15 protein-coding genes are annotated in these 15,459 nt (G+C 70.6%); 7 read left to right on the forward strand and 8 right to left on the reverse strand.

The genetic code is table 11. The features are described 5' to 3' along the window. Positions 1-166: 166 nt before the first annotated feature. The 3 genes from rfbB to ACFHW1_RS22445 all read left to right on the forward strand — a co-directional run bounded on the left by rfbB (position 167) and on the right by ACFHW1_RS22445 (position 3,165). Complete coding sequence (gene rfbB, locus ACFHW1_RS22435) at positions 167-1,150, forward strand: dTDP-glucose 4,6-dehydratase (RefSeq protein ID WP_416555820.1); 984 nt, start codon at positions 167-169, stop codon at positions 1,148-1,150. After that, complete coding sequence (rfbD, locus tag ACFHW1_RS22440) at positions 1,147-2,031, forward strand: dTDP-4-dehydrorhamnose reductase (protein WP_416555819.1); 885 nt, start codon at positions 1,147-1,149, stop codon at positions 2,029-2,031. The genes rfbB and rfbD overlap by 4 nt, the downstream gene beginning before the upstream one ends. A gap of 87 nt (positions 2,032-2,118) precedes the next feature. Continuing rightward, positions 2,119-3,165, forward strand: coding sequence for a glycosyltransferase family 2 protein (locus tag ACFHW1_RS22445; protein ID WP_416616031.1), 1,047 nt, complete (start codon positions 2,119-2,121; stop codon positions 3,163-3,165). Positions 3,166-3,212: 47 nt separating this feature from the next. On the opposite strand, the gene prcA is transcribed toward ACFHW1_RS22445, so the two are convergent. The 5 genes from prcA to arc form a co-directional block, all read right to left on the reverse strand. Next, entirely contained in the window at positions 3,213-4,067 is an 855-nt protein-coding gene (gene prcA, locus ACFHW1_RS22450) for a proteasome subunit alpha (protein ID WP_416555817.1), read from the reverse strand. Positions 4,068-4,134: 67 nt separating this feature from the next. After that, positions 4,135-4,974, reverse strand: a complete 840-nt coding sequence (prcB, locus tag ACFHW1_RS22455) for a proteasome subunit beta (protein ID WP_416555816.1) — start codon at positions 4,972-4,974, stop codon at positions 4,135-4,137. A gap of 130 nt (positions 4,975-5,104) precedes the next feature. Further along, the gene (locus ACFHW1_RS22460; protein WP_123601515.1) at positions 5,105-5,320 is read right to left on the reverse strand and encodes a ubiquitin-like protein Pup; all 216 of its coding nucleotides are present in this window, start codon (positions 5,318-5,320) and stop codon (positions 5,105-5,107) included. A gap of 101 nt (positions 5,321-5,421) precedes the next feature. Continuing rightward, a complete protein-coding gene (dop, locus tag ACFHW1_RS22465; protein WP_416555815.1) occupies positions 5,422-6,939 on the reverse strand; it encodes a depupylase/deamidase Dop in 1,518 nt (505 codons plus the stop codon). A 190-nt stretch (positions 6,940-7,129) separates the two neighbouring features. Next, a complete protein-coding gene (gene arc / locus ACFHW1_RS22470; RefSeq protein ID WP_123601513.1) occupies positions 7,130-8,911 on the reverse strand; it encodes a proteasome ATPase in 1,782 nt (593 codons plus the stop codon). 268 nt (positions 8,912-9,179) lie between these two features. Between arc and ACFHW1_RS22475 the strand changes: the two genes are divergently transcribed. Then, positions 9,180-9,446, forward strand: a complete 267-nt coding sequence (locus ACFHW1_RS22475) for a ferredoxin (RefSeq protein ID WP_416555873.1) — start codon at positions 9,180-9,182, stop codon at positions 9,444-9,446. A 71-nt stretch (positions 9,447-9,517) separates the two neighbouring features. Here ACFHW1_RS22475 and ACFHW1_RS22480 read toward each other — a convergent pair whose 3' ends face one another. The 3 genes from ACFHW1_RS22480 to ACFHW1_RS22490 are packed head-to-tail and all read right to left on the reverse strand — an operon-like array spanning position 9,518 to position 12,203. Continuing rightward, positions 9,518-10,084, reverse strand: a complete 567-nt coding sequence (locus ACFHW1_RS22480) for a hypothetical protein (RefSeq protein WP_416555814.1) — start codon at positions 10,082-10,084, stop codon at positions 9,518-9,520. Next, positions 10,081-11,097 carry a tRNA (adenine-N1)-methyltransferase gene (locus ACFHW1_RS22485; protein ID WP_416555813.1) on the reverse strand — a complete coding sequence of 339 codons (1,017 nt, stop codon included), beginning with the start codon at positions 11,095-11,097 and terminating at the stop codon, positions 10,081-10,083. The genes ACFHW1_RS22480 and ACFHW1_RS22485 overlap by 4 nt, the downstream gene beginning before the upstream one ends. Continuing rightward, on the reverse strand, positions 11,094-12,203 hold the full coding sequence (locus ACFHW1_RS22490; protein WP_416555872.1) for a site-2 protease family protein: 1,110 nt from the start codon (positions 12,201-12,203) through the stop codon (positions 11,094-11,096). The genes ACFHW1_RS22485 and ACFHW1_RS22490 overlap by 4 nt, the downstream gene beginning before the upstream one ends. 198 nt (positions 12,204-12,401) lie before the next feature. Here ACFHW1_RS22490 and ACFHW1_RS22495 point away from each other — a divergent pair, with 198 nt between their 5' ends. The 3 genes from ACFHW1_RS22495 to ACFHW1_RS22505 all read left to right on the forward strand — a co-directional run bounded on the left by ACFHW1_RS22495 (position 12,402) and on the right by ACFHW1_RS22505 (position 15,340). After that, entirely contained in the window at positions 12,402-13,286 is an 885-nt protein-coding gene (locus tag ACFHW1_RS22495) for a PD-(D/E)XK nuclease family protein (RefSeq protein ID WP_416555871.1), read from the forward strand. Between the two features lie 66 nt (positions 13,287-13,352). Further along, on the forward strand, positions 13,353-14,645 hold the full coding sequence (locus ACFHW1_RS22500) for a sensor histidine kinase (RefSeq protein WP_416555812.1): 1,293 nt from the start codon (positions 13,353-13,355) through the stop codon (positions 14,643-14,645). Next, positions 14,642-15,340 carry a response regulator gene (locus ACFHW1_RS22505; RefSeq protein WP_416568625.1) on the forward strand — a complete coding sequence of 233 codons (699 nt, stop codon included), beginning with the start codon at positions 14,642-14,644 and terminating at the stop codon, positions 15,338-15,340. The genes ACFHW1_RS22500 and ACFHW1_RS22505 overlap by 4 nt, the downstream gene beginning before the upstream one ends. Positions 15,341-15,459 lie beyond the last annotated feature (119 nt).

A 15,459-nucleotide genomic window follows, 5' to 3' on the forward strand; every position in this document is an offset into this window, starting at 1 on the left:
AACGGGCTGCCTGTACGGGCCGGTCGCGGATGTCGGACCCTTCGTCCGACACCTGCTGGGCCGGTCGTGCACCAGTCCATTACCGGTCCCGGCGGGCACATCGTCGGATAGCCGTCACCGGCGATGCCCGGTCGACGGTGCCGGTGTCCCGTAGACTCCCGAACCTGTGAGAGTCCTCGTCACCGGCGGTGCCGGCTTCATCGGTTCCGAATTCGTCCGGATGCTGCTCACCGATCCGAACGCCCCGGTCAGTCCGGCTACGGTAACCGTGCTGGACAAGTTGACCTATTCCGGCAATCTCGCCAATCTGGCCCCGGTCCGCGACGACCCACGGCTGACCTTCGTCCAGGCGGACATCTGCGACGCCGACGCCGTCGACCGGGCACTCGCCGGACACGACATGGTGGTGCACTTCGCCGCCGAGTCGCACGTCGACCGGTCGATCACCGGTGCTGCGGAGTTCGTGACCACCAACGTGGTGGGCACCCAGACCCTGCTCGACGCGGCGCTGCGCCACGGGGCGGACCGGTTCGTGCACGTCTCGACCGACGAGGTGTACGGGTCGATCGACGAAGGGTCATGGACCGAGGACTGGCCGTTGTCGCCGAACTCGCCGTACTCCGCGTCCAAGGCCGGCTCCGACCTGCTGGCCCTGGCCTACCACCGGACACACGGCATGGACGTCGTGGTGACTCGCTGCTCCAACAACTACGGGCCGTACCAGTTCCCGGAGAAGGTCATCCCGCTGTTCGTCACCAACCTGCTGGACGGCGGTACGGTGCCGCTGTACGGCGACGGCGGCAACATCCGGGACTGGCTGCACGTGCGGGACCACTGCGTGGGCATCGCGCTGGTCGCCGCCGGCGGGCGCGCCGGCGAGGTGTACCACATCGGCGGCGGGACCGAACTGACCAACAAGGAGCTCACCGCCCGGCTGCTGGACGCATGTGGGGTGGGATGGGAACGGGTCGTCCCGGTCACCGACCGCAAGGGGCACGACCGGCGCTACTCGCTGGACATCGGCAAGATCTCCCGTGAACTGGGCTACACCCCGAGTGTCACGCTGGACGAAGGACTGGCCGGCACGGTCCGCTGGTACCGGGAGAACCGGTCCTGGTGGGAGCCGCTGAAGAAGCCCGTGGCGTCGTGACCGCCGCCGACCGGTGGCTGGTCACCGGTGCCGGTGGGATGCTGGGGCGGGATCTGCTGGCCGCGTTGGCCGACCACCGGGACACCCGGTCGGTGACCGCGCTGACCCGTACCGATCTGGACATCACCGACCCGGTGGCGGTCGCTGCCGCAGTCGACGGGCACCAGCTGGTGATCAACGCCGCAGCGTGGACCGACGTAGACGGCGCGGAGGAGGCAGAGGACGCCGCCACCGCCGTCAACGGCACCGCCGTGGCGCATCTGGCCCAGGCGTGCGCCGACCGTGGGGCGCACCTGGTGCACGTCTCCACCGACTACGTGTTTGCCGGTGACGGCACCTCCCCGTACCCGGAGGATGCCCCGACCTCGCCGGTCAACGGCTACGGCCGCAGCAAGCTCGTCGGCGAGCAGGCCGTCGCCCGACTACTGCCGCAGCGCGGCTACGTGGTGCGGACCGCGTGGCTCTACGGAGCGCACGGACCGAACTTCGTCACGACCATGCTGCGGCTGGCCGGTGAGCGCGAACACCTCGACGTCGTCGACGACCAGCATGGTCAGCCGACCTGGTCGTACGCCCTCGCCGGACAGCTCGTCGCGCTGGCCGGGGCGGCGGTCGCCGGCACGGCCCCCGCCGGGATCTACCACGGTACGGCGAGCGGGCAGACGAGCTGGTGTGGGCTGGCCCGGGAGGCGTTCGCACTGCGCGGCCTCGACCCGACGCGGATCCGCCCCACCACCAGTGCCAACTTCCGCCGGCCCGCCGCCCGGCCGGCGTACTCGGTGCTCGGACATCGGCGTTGGGCGCTCGCCGGGCTACCGGTCATGGCAGACTGGCGGAGCATGCTCTCCACCGCGTTGCGCGACCCGGCGTTCGGCGGCTGACCTCCACGGGCCACCGGACCAGCCGGCAGGACAGGCACGCCGCGCCAGAGGCGGCCCGGATTCCCCAGGCCCAGGAGAGAAACCGACATGTCGGAAATAAACCCTGAATCCAGTACGCCGTCCGACCTGCCCCGGGTCAGTGCCGTCGTGCTGGCCTGGGGCGCGGAACCGCTGCTGCGCCGATCGGTGGAAGCCCTGCTCGCCTCGGTGAAGATCGACGTCGACGTGGTGTTGGTCGACAACGGATGCACCACCGACGATGTCACCGTGCTGCGGGAGGTACCCGGCGTCACGGTGGTCGGCGACGGCAGCAACGTCGGCTTCTCCGCCGGCTGCAACATCGGCGTGGCCGCTGCCGACGGCGAGTACGTGGCGCTGGTCAACGGCGACGCGGTGGTCGAGCCGACCACCCTCGCCCGGCTGGTGGAGGAGCTCACCGACCCAAGCATCGGCATCGCCGCCGGCGCGGTGCGCCTGGCCGACGAGCCGGACCTGCTCAATTCTCGCGGCAACGAGGTGCACGTGCTCGGGTTGAGTTGGATCGGCGGATTCCGCGAGCGGGAGACCCGCACCGAGCCGACCGAGACCGCCGGCGCGATGGGCGCCTGCCTGGTGACCCGGCGGGCGCACTGGGACCGGCTGAAGGGGTTCGACCCGCACTACTTCGCCTACCACGAGGACGCGGACCTGTCGATCAGAACCTGGCGGGTCGGTCTGCGAGTGGTCAACGTACCGGACGCGGTAGCGCTGCACCGCTACGAGTTCAGCCGCAACAGCTTAAAGTTCTACCTTGTCGAACGCAATCGGGTGATGTTCGTGGCCACGACATGGGGCGCCCGGTCGCTGGTGCTGCTCGGCCCGCCGTTGCTGGCCCTGGAGTTGGCGATGCTGGCGCTGGCTGCCCGGCAGGGTTGGCTGGCCGACAAGCTTCGCGGCTATCGGTGGCTGTGGCAGCATCGGGACCATCTGCGGCGACGTCGGGCGCGGCTGCAGGCCGAGCGAACCGTCCCGGACCGGGTGTGGATGCGGGTCCTCACCGATCGGCTGGACACCCCGCTGATCAACCCGCCGGGCAGGACGGTGTTCAACGCCGTGCTGTCCGCGTACTGGCGGACGGTGCGGCGCTGGGTGTGACGCACCGGGCCGAGACGCGGCCCTGGCGCGGCACACCTCGCGCCCGGTCAGTCCTGTTCGGTGGTGCCGGAGTCGCCGGCAGGGTCCTCCAGGTCGGCGGAGGCAGCCGAGGAGGTCGGCTTCTCCGGCGTCGACTCGGGCACCCGGGGACCCCCGGACCCGCCCGCTTCTGCTGACGAGGGCTCGTCCGCCGAGGCGGCGGCACCGCCGTCGAGCAGTGCGGTCAACGCGGCACCGGTGATCCGACGGAAGGTCCGGCCACGGCGGCGGCGGTCGAGCACCGCCACCTCCAGCTGGTCGGCGGCGATGCTGCGGGTCGCGCCGTTCTCGCCGCCCACTTCGGCCAGGGCCCGCACCGCGAGCCCGACGGCGTCGGACAGCGACATGTCGGGACGATGGTCGGTCCGCAGCACACCGGCGATCGTCTCGGCATGGCCGCCCATCGCCATCCACCCCGGCTCGTCGGTGACTGAGCCGTCGTAGGTCAGCCGGTAGATCTCGTCAGCGGCCGGCTCCAGCCCGACCTCGGCGACGCAGATCTCCACCTCGAACGGCTTCGACTGCTCGGTGAAGATCGACCCAAGGGTCTGCGCGAACGCGTTGGCCAGCGCCCGCCCGGTCACGTCGCGACGGTCGTAGCTGAGGCCGTTCAGGTCGGCCATCCGCACCCCCGCCCGGCGCAGATTCTCGAACTCGTTGTACCGGCCGACGGCGGCGAACCCGATCCGGTCGTAGATCTCGCTCACCTTGTGCAGGGCGCTGGACAGGTTCTCGGCGACGAACAGCACACCGCCCTCGAAGCTCAGCACCAGCGCGCTACGGCCCCGGGCGATGCCCTTGCGGGCAAGCTCGGAACGGTCCCGCATGATCTGCTCGGGCGAGGCGTAGAACTGCATTGCCACGGCGGCGGCTCTCCTTCGACCAGGTGGTAACGACTACAGCGGACGAGACAAGTCGGCGTTCGCGGGTTCAGCCGCCCGGATTCTCGGTACGCGCGGCGACGACCGCCTCGGCGATCTGGGCCAACTCGGCGTCGGTGAGCCGGTGGGTGCCGACCGCCGTCGCGGTCATCACCACCGGGAAGATCCGGCGGGTGAGGTCCGGGCCGCCGGTGGCGGTGTCGTCGTCGGCGGCGTCGTACAGCGCCTCCACTGCGAGGCGGACCGCGTCGGCGCTGCTCAACCCGGAACGGTACCGCTTCTTCAAGGCCGCTTTCGCGAACAGCGATCCGGAGCCGATCGCGTCGAAACCGGTGGTCTCGTACGGACCGCCGGTGACGTCGAAGCTGAAGATTCGGCCGGCCCCGGCCGGATCGGTGGCGGTCAGGTCGAACCCGGCGAACAGCGGCACCACGGCCAGCCCTTGCAGCGCGGCACCGAGGTTGTTGCGGATCATCGACGCGAGGCGGTTCGCCTTACCGTCCAGGGAAAGGACGGCGCCCTCCATCTTCTCGTAATGTTCCAGCTCGACCTGGAACAGCCGCATCAGCTCGATGCCGATGCCGGCGGTGCCGGCGATGCCGATCAACGAGTAGGCGTCAGCGGGATGCACCTTCTCGATGTCCCGGTTGGCGATCAGGTTGCCCATCGTCGCCCGGCGGTCACCAGCCATCACCACGCCTTCGGCGGTGACGAGCGTGACGATCGTCGTGGCGTGCGGACCGACGTCCGCGGACAGCCCGGGCGGCAGTGGGCGGCGCCCCGGCAGCAGATCCGGTGCGGCCGACGCCAGGAACTGGGTGAAGGAAAACGTTCCCGCGTTGATGAACACGTCCGGAGAGCGTCCGGCTGGATCGAATCCCGCTGCCACGTGGTCCCTCTCTGCAGAACGTGATCGCCTGACCGGGCCGCCGTGCCGGCACGGTGCCGGTCGAGGCCACCGGTGTGTTGGAGCAGACTAGCGTGCGCACCCGCTGGGTGCGATCTTCACCGCCGGCGAGCTACTCGCCGCCCTTCTGAACGTAGCCGCGGACGAACTCCTCGGCGTTCTCTTCGAGCACCGAGTCGATCTCGTCGAGCAGGTCATCGACGTCCTCGGTGATCTCGGCGTGCCGCTGCGCGGCCTCCGGATCCGTCTCGGTGACCGTCTCGTCGACTTCCTCGGCCCGGCGGGACTTGCCGGACTGGGACTGACCGCCGCTGTCACGGGTAGCCATCAGGTGCCTCCTCCACACGATCGCCTAGGTGAAACTTACCTCGCGGTGGCGACGGAACCGGCCCGCGTCGGCCACGTTCGCGCCGAGCGAACCTGGCCGGCTCAATCGCCGGTGAGCACCTCCAGCAGGTCCTTGGCGCTGGCGCACCGGTCGAACAGGTCGCCCACGTGGGCCTGGGTCCCCCGCTCCGGCTCCATCATCGGCACCCGGACCAGCGACTCCCGGCCCACGTCGAAGATGACCGAGTCCCAGCTGGCGGCGACCACCTCGGAGGCGTACTGCGCCAGGCACCGGCCGCGGAAGTAGGCCCGGGTGTCCGGTGGCGGCTCGACCATCGCGGCGCGGGTGGCGCTGTCGTCGAGCAGGGTACGCATCGCTCCCCGACCCACCAGGCGGTGGTAGAGGCCCTTCTCCGGCCTGACGTCGGCGTACTGCAGGTCGACCAGCTGCAGTTTCGGCGAGGCCCAGGAGAGCCCTTCCCGCTCCCGGTAGCCGTCGAGCAGCCGCAGTTTCGCGACCCAGTCCAGCTCCTGCGCGCAGGACATCACATCCCGTCCCAGCCGGTCGAGCACGTCCTCCCAGCGGTCCAGCACGTCAGCCGTGGCCTCGTCGAGGTCGGTGCCGTACCGATCGTCGACGAACGCCCTAACCCGTTCGTAGAACGCCCACTGCAGATCGAGCGCGGTGAGCCGGCGGCCGTCGCGCAGCCGCATCAGATGCGCCAGGGACGGATCGTGGCTCACCGCCTTGAGCTCGGCCACCGGGTCGGCGATGCCCAGATCGGCGCCGAGCGCCTTCTCCTCGATCATGGTCAGGATCAACGAGGTGGTGCCGAGCTTCAGGTAGGTGGAGATCTCCGAGAGGTTGGCGTCGCCGATGATCACGTGCAGCCGGCGGTACTTGTCGGCGTCGGCGTGCGGTTCGTCCCGGGTGTTGATGATCGGCCGCTTCAGCGTCGTCTCCAGGCCCACCTCGACCTCGAAGAAGTCGGCCCGCTGGGAGATCTGGAACCCCGCCTGGGAGCCGTCCTGGCCGATACCGACCCGGCCCGCCCCGCAGACGATCTGCCGGGTGACGAAGAACGGCGTCAGGTACGCCACGATGTCGGCGAACGGCGTCTGCCGACGCATCAGGTAGTTCTCGTGGGCGCCGTAGCTGGCGCCCTTGTTGTCGGTGTTGTTCTTGTAGAGCTGAATGGGGTGCGAACCGGGGATGGTCGCCGCGCGGCGGGCCGCCTCCGCCATCACCCGCTCCCCCGCCTTGTCCCACCGGACCAGGTCCAGCGGGTTGGTGACCTCGGGGGTGGAGTACTCGGGGTGGGCGTGGTCGACGTAGAGCCGGGCGCCGTTGGTGAGGATCACGTTGGCCAGGCCCAGATCCTCGTCGGCGAGGGCCTCCGCCGGGTCGTAGGCCGCCCCCGAGTAGGTGAAGCCCCGGGCGTCACGCAGCGGCGACTCCTCCTCGTAGTCCCACCGGGCCCGACCTCCCCGGTTCAGCTCGGGTCGGGCGCCGTAGGCGTTGACCACCTGGGAGGAAGTGACCATCGGGTTGGCTCCGGGCTGGCCAGGCACGGAGATCCCGTACTCCACCTCGGTGCCCATGATCCGCCGCACACTCATGCCGTTACCTCATCGCTTCCGTCGGCGCCCGTCATGTCGAGCGTAGTCCGCGCACCGACGGAACCGGACGTTGGCGTGTCCGTGTGGTCACGCGGGGGCACGTCGGACACCGGTCCCGCGGCGCGCACGGACCGCGGCGCGGAGCCGGTGTCCCGCACCCCGAGGCGGGGTGCGGGACACCGGGCCGTGGTCAGAGGTACTGCCCGGTGTTGCTGGCCGTCTCGATCGACCGGCCGGCCTCCGCGCCCTTGCCGCCGGAGACGAGGGTACGGATGTAGACGATCCGCTCCCCTTTCTTGCCGGAGATCCGGGCCCAGTCGTCCGGGTTTGTGGTGTTGGGCAGGTCCTCGTTCTCCCGGAACTCGTCGACGCACGCGTCGAGCAGGTGCTGCAACCGCAGACCCTTGCGCCCGGAGGTGAGGAACTCCTTGATTGCCATCTTCTTGCCCCGGTCGACGATGTTCTGAATCATCGCGCCGGAGTTGAAGTCCTTGAAGTACAGGACCTCCTTGTCCCCGTTGGCGTAGGTCACCTCGAGGAACCGGTTCTCGTCGGTCTCCGAGTACATCCGCAGCACCACGGCGTCGATCATGGCTGCCACCGTGGCCTGCGGATCGTCGCCGTGCTCGGTGAGGTCGTCCGGGTGCAGCGGCAGCCCGGTGAGGATGTACTTGGAGAAGATATCCTTGGCCGCCTCGGCGTCCGGACGCTCAATCTTGATCTTGACGTCCAGCCGACCGGGCCGCAGGATCGCCGGATCGATCATGTCCTCCCGGTTGGAGGCACCGATCACGATCACGTTCTCCAGGCCCTCGACCCCGTCGATCTCGCTCAGCAGCTGCGGAACGATGGTGTTCTCCACGTCCGAGGAGACACCGGAACCGCGGGTCCGGAAGACCGAGTCCATCTCATCGAAGAACACGATCACCGGAGTACCCTCGCCGGCCTTCTCCCGGGCCCGCTGGAAGATCAGCCGGATGTGCCGCTCGGTCTCACCGACGTACTTGTTGAGCAGCTCAGGGCCCTTGATGTTGAGGAAGTAGCTGGTGTGCTTCTCCTCACCCCGCCGCTCAGCGATCTTCTTGGCCAGGGAGTTGGCCACCGCCTTGGCGATCAGGGTCTTGCCGCACCCGGGCGGACCGTAGAGCAGGATGCCCTTCGGTGGGCGCAGGTGGTGCTCACGGAACAGCTCCGCGTGCAGGAACGGCAGCTCGACCGCGTCCCTGATTTGCTCGATCTGGGCGTGCAGGCCGCCGATGTCGGTGTAGTCGACGTCCGGCACCTCCTCCAGCACCAGCTCCTCGACCTCGCTCTTCGGGATCCGCTCGTAGGCGTACGCCGACCGCGGCTCGATCATCAGCGAGTCGCCGGCCCGCAGCGCGCTGCCGACCAGCGTCTGCGCCAGGTGCACCACCCGCTCCTCGTCGGCGTGCGAGATGACCAGAGCACGGTCACTCGGCTCGCCGGTCGGGTTGTCGAGGAGTTCCTTGAGCATCACCACCTCACCGACCCGCTCGTACCCGAACGCGTCGACCACGTTGAGCGCGTCGTTGAGCAGGACCTCCTGGCCGCGTTGGAGCTCGTCGGCGTCCAACGAGGGGGAGAGCGCCACCCGCAGCTTCCGGCCACCGGTGAAGACATCCACCGTGCCATCCGCGTGTCGGGCCAGGAAGACGCCGTACCCGCTGGGCGGTTGCGCCAGCCGGTCGATCTCCTCCTTGAGCGTGACGATCTGGGCCCGGGCTTCCTTGAGGGTCGCCACGAGCCGTTCGTTGTTCTCGGTCAGTCGGGCCAGCTGCGCCTGCGCTGCCGCCAGCCGTTCCTCGAGCTGCCGGACGTGTCGGGGGCTTTCGGTCAACTTGCGCCGCACCAGAGCGAGTTCCTCTTGAAGAAACGCGACCTGGGTGGAGAGATCGTGGGCCTCCTTCTCCCACCGTGCGGCGCGCGAATCCGCGTCGTCGCTGCGTGCCACGTCCCACCTCCCCGGGGGCTAAAACGTACTGCCCTAACACTAGCCGTTTGCCGGACGTTTCGAACCCACGCAACACAGTCGTCCCACAACCTTGATCGCTCGGGCACGTCACAAGCGGCCGACGGACGCCTGGCCGGCCGGTCCCACGGCGTGTCGGGTACCGTCGGGACGCGAGGACGGGCACGACTCAGGGAGGTGCGCGGTGACGACCCCGACCGAGACCCGGTCCCCCGGAGAGCCGGGCGAAACGGCATCAACCGACACGGAGCTGCAGGTCTGGGTCGACCAGGACCTCTGCACCGGGGACGGGCTGTGCGTGCAGTACGCCCGGGACGTCTTCGAGTTCGACATCGACGGACTCGCCTACGTCAAGGACGCCTCCGGCGAACTGCAGGTCGCCGAGGGCGCCCGGGTCGCAGTCCCCGAACGGCTGCGGCTCGACGTGATCGACGCGGCCAAGGACTGTCCCGGCGAGTGCATCCACGTGGTCCGCGCGGACGACCAGACCGAGGTCAGCGGACCGGACGCCGGTTAGCCGCCCGGTCTACCTGGTACGGGCCTGCTGCCCGCCGGGACGGCCACCTGCCCTGCGATGCGTGGCCCACGTCACAGTAACGGACGGCCCACCACCGAGGCGACCACCCGGGCGAACTCCTCGAGCCGCGCGATCTGCCCCGAACCACCGTCGTCGAGCGTCTTGCCGAACCGCAGCGCGTCGTGCCGGGGGCCGAGAGGCTCCTCCGGTTGCGTCTCGTCCTGCGAACTGAGCAGCAGGTAGACGTCGACGCTGTCCACCCGGATCTGCCCGGTCGGCGTACGGGTCAGCCGGCGGCGGCAGCCGACCTCGGTGACCGTGGACAACGGCACTACCCGCAGCGACGACGTCATCGACCCGACCGGCCCGTCCCCCGGCGGGACGTCCTCACCGTGCCACAGGACCATCCGGCTGCCGTCGCAGATCGCCACCTCCTGCCAGACTCCGTTGACCTCGTTGACGAACCGCTCGAGGGTGAAGGCGAGAACCTCGGCACCCGCCAGCACCCCACCGAGCGCCTCCAGCGCGACGTCCGGATCCCGCAGGTACGCCCGGCTGGCCGCGTCCAGCTCCGGATAGGGCGACCAGTCGGGGAAGACCGCCGGCAACTCGCCACCACCGAACGCGGGCCGGCTCATGCCGGACCCGTCCCGGCCCCCGTGCCCAGCGACACCGCCGGCCCTTCGGCCCCGTCGGGTGACGCCGGGCCGGCGGCGTCGGACGGCACCGGCGCACCGGCGCGGTCCCGACGGCGCGCCGCGTACGCCTCCGCTCCCTTGCTCGGCTTGCGCCGCCGCGGCGGCGCGCTGACCCCCGGAGCCAGCCGGCGGGCCGACACCAGGAACGCGGTATGCCCGATCATCCGGTGGTCGGGCCGCACCGCCAGCCCGTCGACATGCCAGTCCCGCACCAGCGACTCCCACGCCCGGGGTTCGGTGAACCCGCCGTCGGCGCGCAACGCCTCGACCAGTTCGCTCAGCTGCGGCGTGGTGGCGACGTAGCCGACGAAGACCCCGCCGGGCAGCAACGCCCGAGCCACCAGGTCCAGCACCTCCCACGGCGTCAACATGTCCAGGATGATCCGGTCGAAGCCGACCTCCGGACAGGATGCGACATCACCGACGTGCAGCCGCCACGCCGGGTGCGGGCCACCGAAGAACGCCTGCACGTTCGTCCGAGCCACCTCGGCGAAGTCCGCCCGGGCCTCGTACGAGTGCACCTCACCGTCGGTGCCGACGGCGCGCAGCAGCGAACAGGTCAGCGCGCCCGACCCGGCACCGGCCTCCAGCACCCGGGCACCAGGGAACACGTCACCCATCGCTACGATCTGCGCGGCGTCCTTCGGATAGATCACCTGGGCCCCGCGCGGCATGCTCAGCACGTAGTCGGCCAGCAGTGGACGCAGCGCGAGGTACGCGGTACCGCCGGCCGACGTCACCACGCTGCCTTCGGGCAGGCCGATCAGCTCGTCGTGCGCCAGGGCACCGCGATGGGTATGGAACGACCGGCCGGCAGCGAGCGTGACGGTGTGCATCCGCCCCTTCGGGTCGGTCAGCTGCACCCGGTCGCCCGGCTGGAAGGGGCCACGCCGGGTGGAGATCGGCGTGGTACTGACGTCGCCGGATGCGACGGCGGTCGGCGGAGGGGTCACGGGCTCATCTTTCGGTTCGGTTCCAACAACTGCGCCAGATCGGCGACGTGCAGTACGCCGATCACGTCCTCGCCCCGGGTCACCAGGTACTGCGCGCCCGGATGTTCCTGCACGGTACGGACCACCTGCTCGCCGGTGAGGTCGACCGGGATCCGGCGTACCCCGTCGATACCGCGCGCGACGGTGTCGACCGCCACCCACGGGCGGCGCTCCGGCGGGACCGCCGCGGCCGCGGCCCGGTCCACCAGCGCGACCAACCGGCCGACCGAGTCCGTCACCGCCAGGGCCGGCTCCCGGCCCCCACCCGGCTGCGCCGGGTGGGGGCCGGCGACCCGACGCTGCGCCTCGGCCAACGGTGTGCCGCTCGGCACCGGAAAGACCGGCTGGGCGAGCTTCGCCAGGTTGACCAACGGGAACCGGCGGCCGATGCGCGCGACCCGGATCGACTGGCCGGCACCCTGCCAGAGGGTGAACGCCACCAGCAGCATGAAGATCAGCCCGAACGGGGACAGGATACCGGCCACCGTGAGCAGCACGACCAGGCCGGCGGTGCCCGCCGCCACGGCCCGACCGACCCAACCGGCGGCCTCGGTGCCGACGTGGCGGTCCCTGGTCACCGCCCAGACCGCGGCACGCAGCGCGCGCCCGCCGTCGAGGGGCAGCCCCGGCAACGCGTTGAACACCGCCACCAGCAGGTTCGCCGCCGCCAACTGGAACGCCAACTGGTCGATCAACGTACGGTCCGGCAGCAGCACGGTGGCCACCACCGCGACCAGTCCCAGGACCAGCGACACCGCCGGACCGGCCAGCGACACCAGCAGGTCGACCTTGGGGGTCGGGGCGTCCCGGTCCATTTCGGTGTAGCCGCCGAGCATCTCCAGGGTGATCCCGCGAACGCCGATGCCGTACCGGCGGGCGGTCAACGCGTGACCCAACTCGTGCAGCAGCACCGAACCGAGCAGACAGACCACGAAGCCCAGGCCGACCGCGTACCGGGCCGGCTGTGGCACGTCCAGCTGGGTGCGGACGAACTCGCCGTACAGCACGGTGACCAGGATCGCCAGGAACAGCACCGAGGTGTGGAGGTGCACCGGGAAGCCGAGCACCCGGCCGAGGCTGATCCCCGGCCGCCGGTCAGGGCGCCGGTCAGGGCGCCGGTCGGGGCGTTTCGCGGTGTCCTCCATCGGGTTGATGCTACGGAACGCCGTACCGCCCGGCGCGCACGGTTTGTCGCCGAGCCGCCGGCCGGGTTGTCACACCAGTGCCATACCCTGCCTGCCATGACGGCGGAAACGGTACGCGCAGTGACAACCGGTCCGGAGATCGCGCCCGACGTCGGACCGCCCCGGCTGGCCACCTTGTCGCCGTCTCGGGCGGCCGACTTCAAGACCTGCCCGCTGCTGTACCGGTTCCGCAGCATCGACCGGCTACCCGAGCGGACCACCGTCGACCAGGCCCGGGGCACCCTGGTCCACGCCGTCCTGGAACGGTTGTTCGATCTGCCGGCCGACCAGCGCATCCCGGCCGCGGCCGCCGCCCTGGTCGCCCCGCAGTGGCAACGGCTGCTGGACACCGACCCGACGCTGGCCGACGTCGTCTCCACCGGACCGGCGGAACCGGCGTCCGACGAGCCGGCGCCCCGCCCGGAACTGGACGAGTTCCTGGCCGCCGCGCGGCACCTGCTCGACGGCTACTTCACCGTCGAGGATCCTCGCCGGCTGGAACCGGCCGAACGGGAGAGCCTGGTCAACGCGGTGGTCGACGGACAGCTGCTGATCCGCGGCTACATCGACCGGCTGGACGTCTCCCCCGGCGGGGACCTGCGGGTGGTCGACTACAAGACCGGCGGTGCCCCGCGCGAGGCGTTCGAGTCCCGGGCACTGTTCCAGCTGAAGTTCTACGCCCTGGTGCTGTGGCGCACCCGCGGCGTCGTCCCCCGGGTGCTCCGGCTGCTGTACCTGCGCGACTGCGAGGTCTGCGACTACACGCCAGACGCCGAGGAGCTGCAGCGGTTCGAACGCACCGTCCTGGCGCTTTGGCGGGCAATCCTGCAGGCCACCGAGAGCCGGGACTTCCGCCCCAAACAGAGCCGGCTCTGCGACTGGTGCAGCTACCAGACGTACTGCCCGGTGTACGGCGGGACCCCGCCGCCCTTCCCCGACCTGGCGCAGGACCTGGTCTCCTCCTGAGGGAGGAGACCAGGTCCTGCGCCGTGGTGGGCGCGACGCCACCGCCGTACCGGATACCGTCGCGGCATGGAGCCCACCGAGCCGGACCGGTCCACCGGACCACACCAGTCCTGGTGGTGGCGGTGGTGGGGTAGGGCCCGGAGCACCGGCACGACCGGTTCGGTACCGTCGGTGCTGGCCCGCGACGGTCTGCTCGCCGCCGCGGTCGTCCTGGTCGATCTGGCCCTGCACGGGCTCGGCCCGGCCGGCCAGCCGAGGCCCGAGTCAGACCTCGGCTGGCCGGCCGTCGTCGGCTGGAGCCTGATCGTGGCAGCGCCGATCGCGGTACGTCGGGTCGTCGTCTGGCCGGCCGTGCTGGCCAGCGCCGCGATGGTGGCAGTCCCGCTGCTGACCGGCCACGAGCCGGCGAGTATGGCGCTCGCACTGGTGATCCTGACCTACACCGCGGCCTGCTGGCTGGCGCTACGCCCGGCGGTCGCCGCCGCCGCCGTACTGTGGCTGCCGGTGCTGACCGTCAACGCGGTGCTGCCGCAGGGCACCGAACTGCCGGGAATCTCCCGGATGTACCTGCTGTTCGTCAACGGGCTGACCATGCTGGTCGCCTTCTTCATCGGGCGGACCGTGCACGCCCGCCGGTCGGCGACGCGGACGCTGGCCGAACGCGCCCGGGTAGCCGAGGAGAACCAGCGGGCCGCTGCGGACCAGGCGGTCGCCGACGAACGGCGACGGATCGCCCGGGAGCTGCACGACGTCGTCGCCCACCACGTCAGCGTGATGGGGGTGCTGGCCACCGGTGCCCGTCGGGTACTGCACCGCGACCCGGCCGCCGCCGACGAGGCGCTCGGCACCATCGCCGACACCAGCCGCAGCACGTTACGGGAGATGCGTCGGCTGCTCGACGTCCTGCGCACCGACGCCGAACCGGCCGACGCCGAGCTCACCCCGCAGCCAGGGCTCGGCGGCATCGAGTCCCTGGTCGAGCAGATCCGCGAGGCCGGTCTGCCGGTGACCCTGCGAATCGACGGGGTACCCGGGGACCTGGATCCCGGTGTGACCCTGACCCTCTACCGGATCGTCCAGGAGGCGCTCACCAACGCGCTCAAGCACGCCGGAGCGGCAACCGCCGAGGTACGGCTCAGCTTCGGCGTCTACTGGCTGATCGTCGAGGTCTTCGACACCGGCCGCGGGCCCGGTCCGGACCACGGCCGGGTCGGGCACGGTCTGGTCGGAATGCGGGAGCGGGTGGCCCTGTACGGTGGCACGCTGCGGACCGGCCCGCGCCCGGGCGGTGGCTTCCGCATCTACGCCAAGCTGCCGATGGAGCAGCTGGGGGCGGCTACCCGACAAGGAGCACCGTGAGCGAACCCGGCATCGCCGCGCCGTCCACCACCCGTCCGGTGCGGATCCTGCTCGCCGACGACCAACCGCTGCTGCGCACCGGGTTCCGGATGGTCCTCGGCGCCGAGGACGACCTGGACATCGTCGGCGATGCGGCGGACGGAGCGGAAGCCGTCGATTTGGCCCGCCGGCTGCTGCCCGACGTCGTGCTGATGGACATCCGGATGCCCCGGATGGACGGGGTGGCGGCGACCCAGGCGATCGTCGACGCCCGGCTGCCGGTCCGGGTCCTCATCCTCACCACCTTCGACCTCGACGAGTACGTGGTGGGGGCGCTGCGCGCCGGTGCCAGCGGTTTCCTGGCCAAGGACGTGCCCGCCGAGGACCTGGTGGCAGCCATCCGGACAGTGGCGGTCGGTGAGGCCGTGGTGGCCCCCCGGATCCTGCGCCGGCTGTTGGACAAGTTCGCGCTCACCCTGCCCGACCCGGACGCGGCACCACCGAAGGCGCTGGACGTGCTCACCGAACGGGAACGTGAAGTGCTCATCCAGATGGCCCGAGGGCTGTCCAACGCCGAGATCGCCACCACCCTGTCGGTCAGCGAAACCACCATCAAGACCCACGTCGGACACGTGCTGACCAAACTCCGGCTGCGGGACCGGGTCCAGGCCGTGGTGCTGGCGTACGAGTCCGGCCTGGTCCGCCCTGGCGGATGAGTCCGGCCCGTCGCGATCATCCTCAGGTCGGAGATGCGCCCCCCGTCGTGGACGGAGTGGTGAACCGTTCCCGGGCAGGACCCAGTCACAGCGCCCGGAACATACCGTTGGCGACAGAC

This window comes from Micromonospora sp. LOL_014 (assembly GCF_048060245.1).
In the GTDB taxonomy this organism is placed as follows: domain Bacteria; phylum Actinomycetota; class Actinomycetes; order Mycobacteriales; family Micromonosporaceae; genus Micromonospora_E.

What these genes read in the sequence shown, in the direction of transcription:
- ACFHW1_RS22445 (WP_416616031.1), top strand. Translation starts at nt 2,119, where the DNA reads ATGTCGGAAATAAACCCTGAATCCAGTACGCCGTCCGACCTGCCCCGG.
- ACFHW1_RS22460 (WP_123601515.1), bottom strand. Translation starts at nt 5,320, where the DNA reads ATGGCTACCCGTGACAGCGGCGGTCAGTCCCAGTCCGGCAAGTCCCGC.
- dop (WP_416555815.1), bottom strand. Translation starts at nt 6,939, where the DNA reads ATGAGTGTGCGGCGGATCATGGGCACCGAGGTGGAGTACGGGATCTCC.
- ACFHW1_RS22480 (WP_416555814.1), bottom strand. Translation starts at nt 10,084, where the DNA reads ATGAGCCGGCCCGCGTTCGGTGGTGGCGAGTTGCCGGCGGTCTTCCCC.
- ACFHW1_RS22500 (WP_416555812.1), top strand. Translation starts at nt 13,353, where the DNA reads ATGGAGCCCACCGAGCCGGACCGGTCCACCGGACCACACCAGTCCTGG.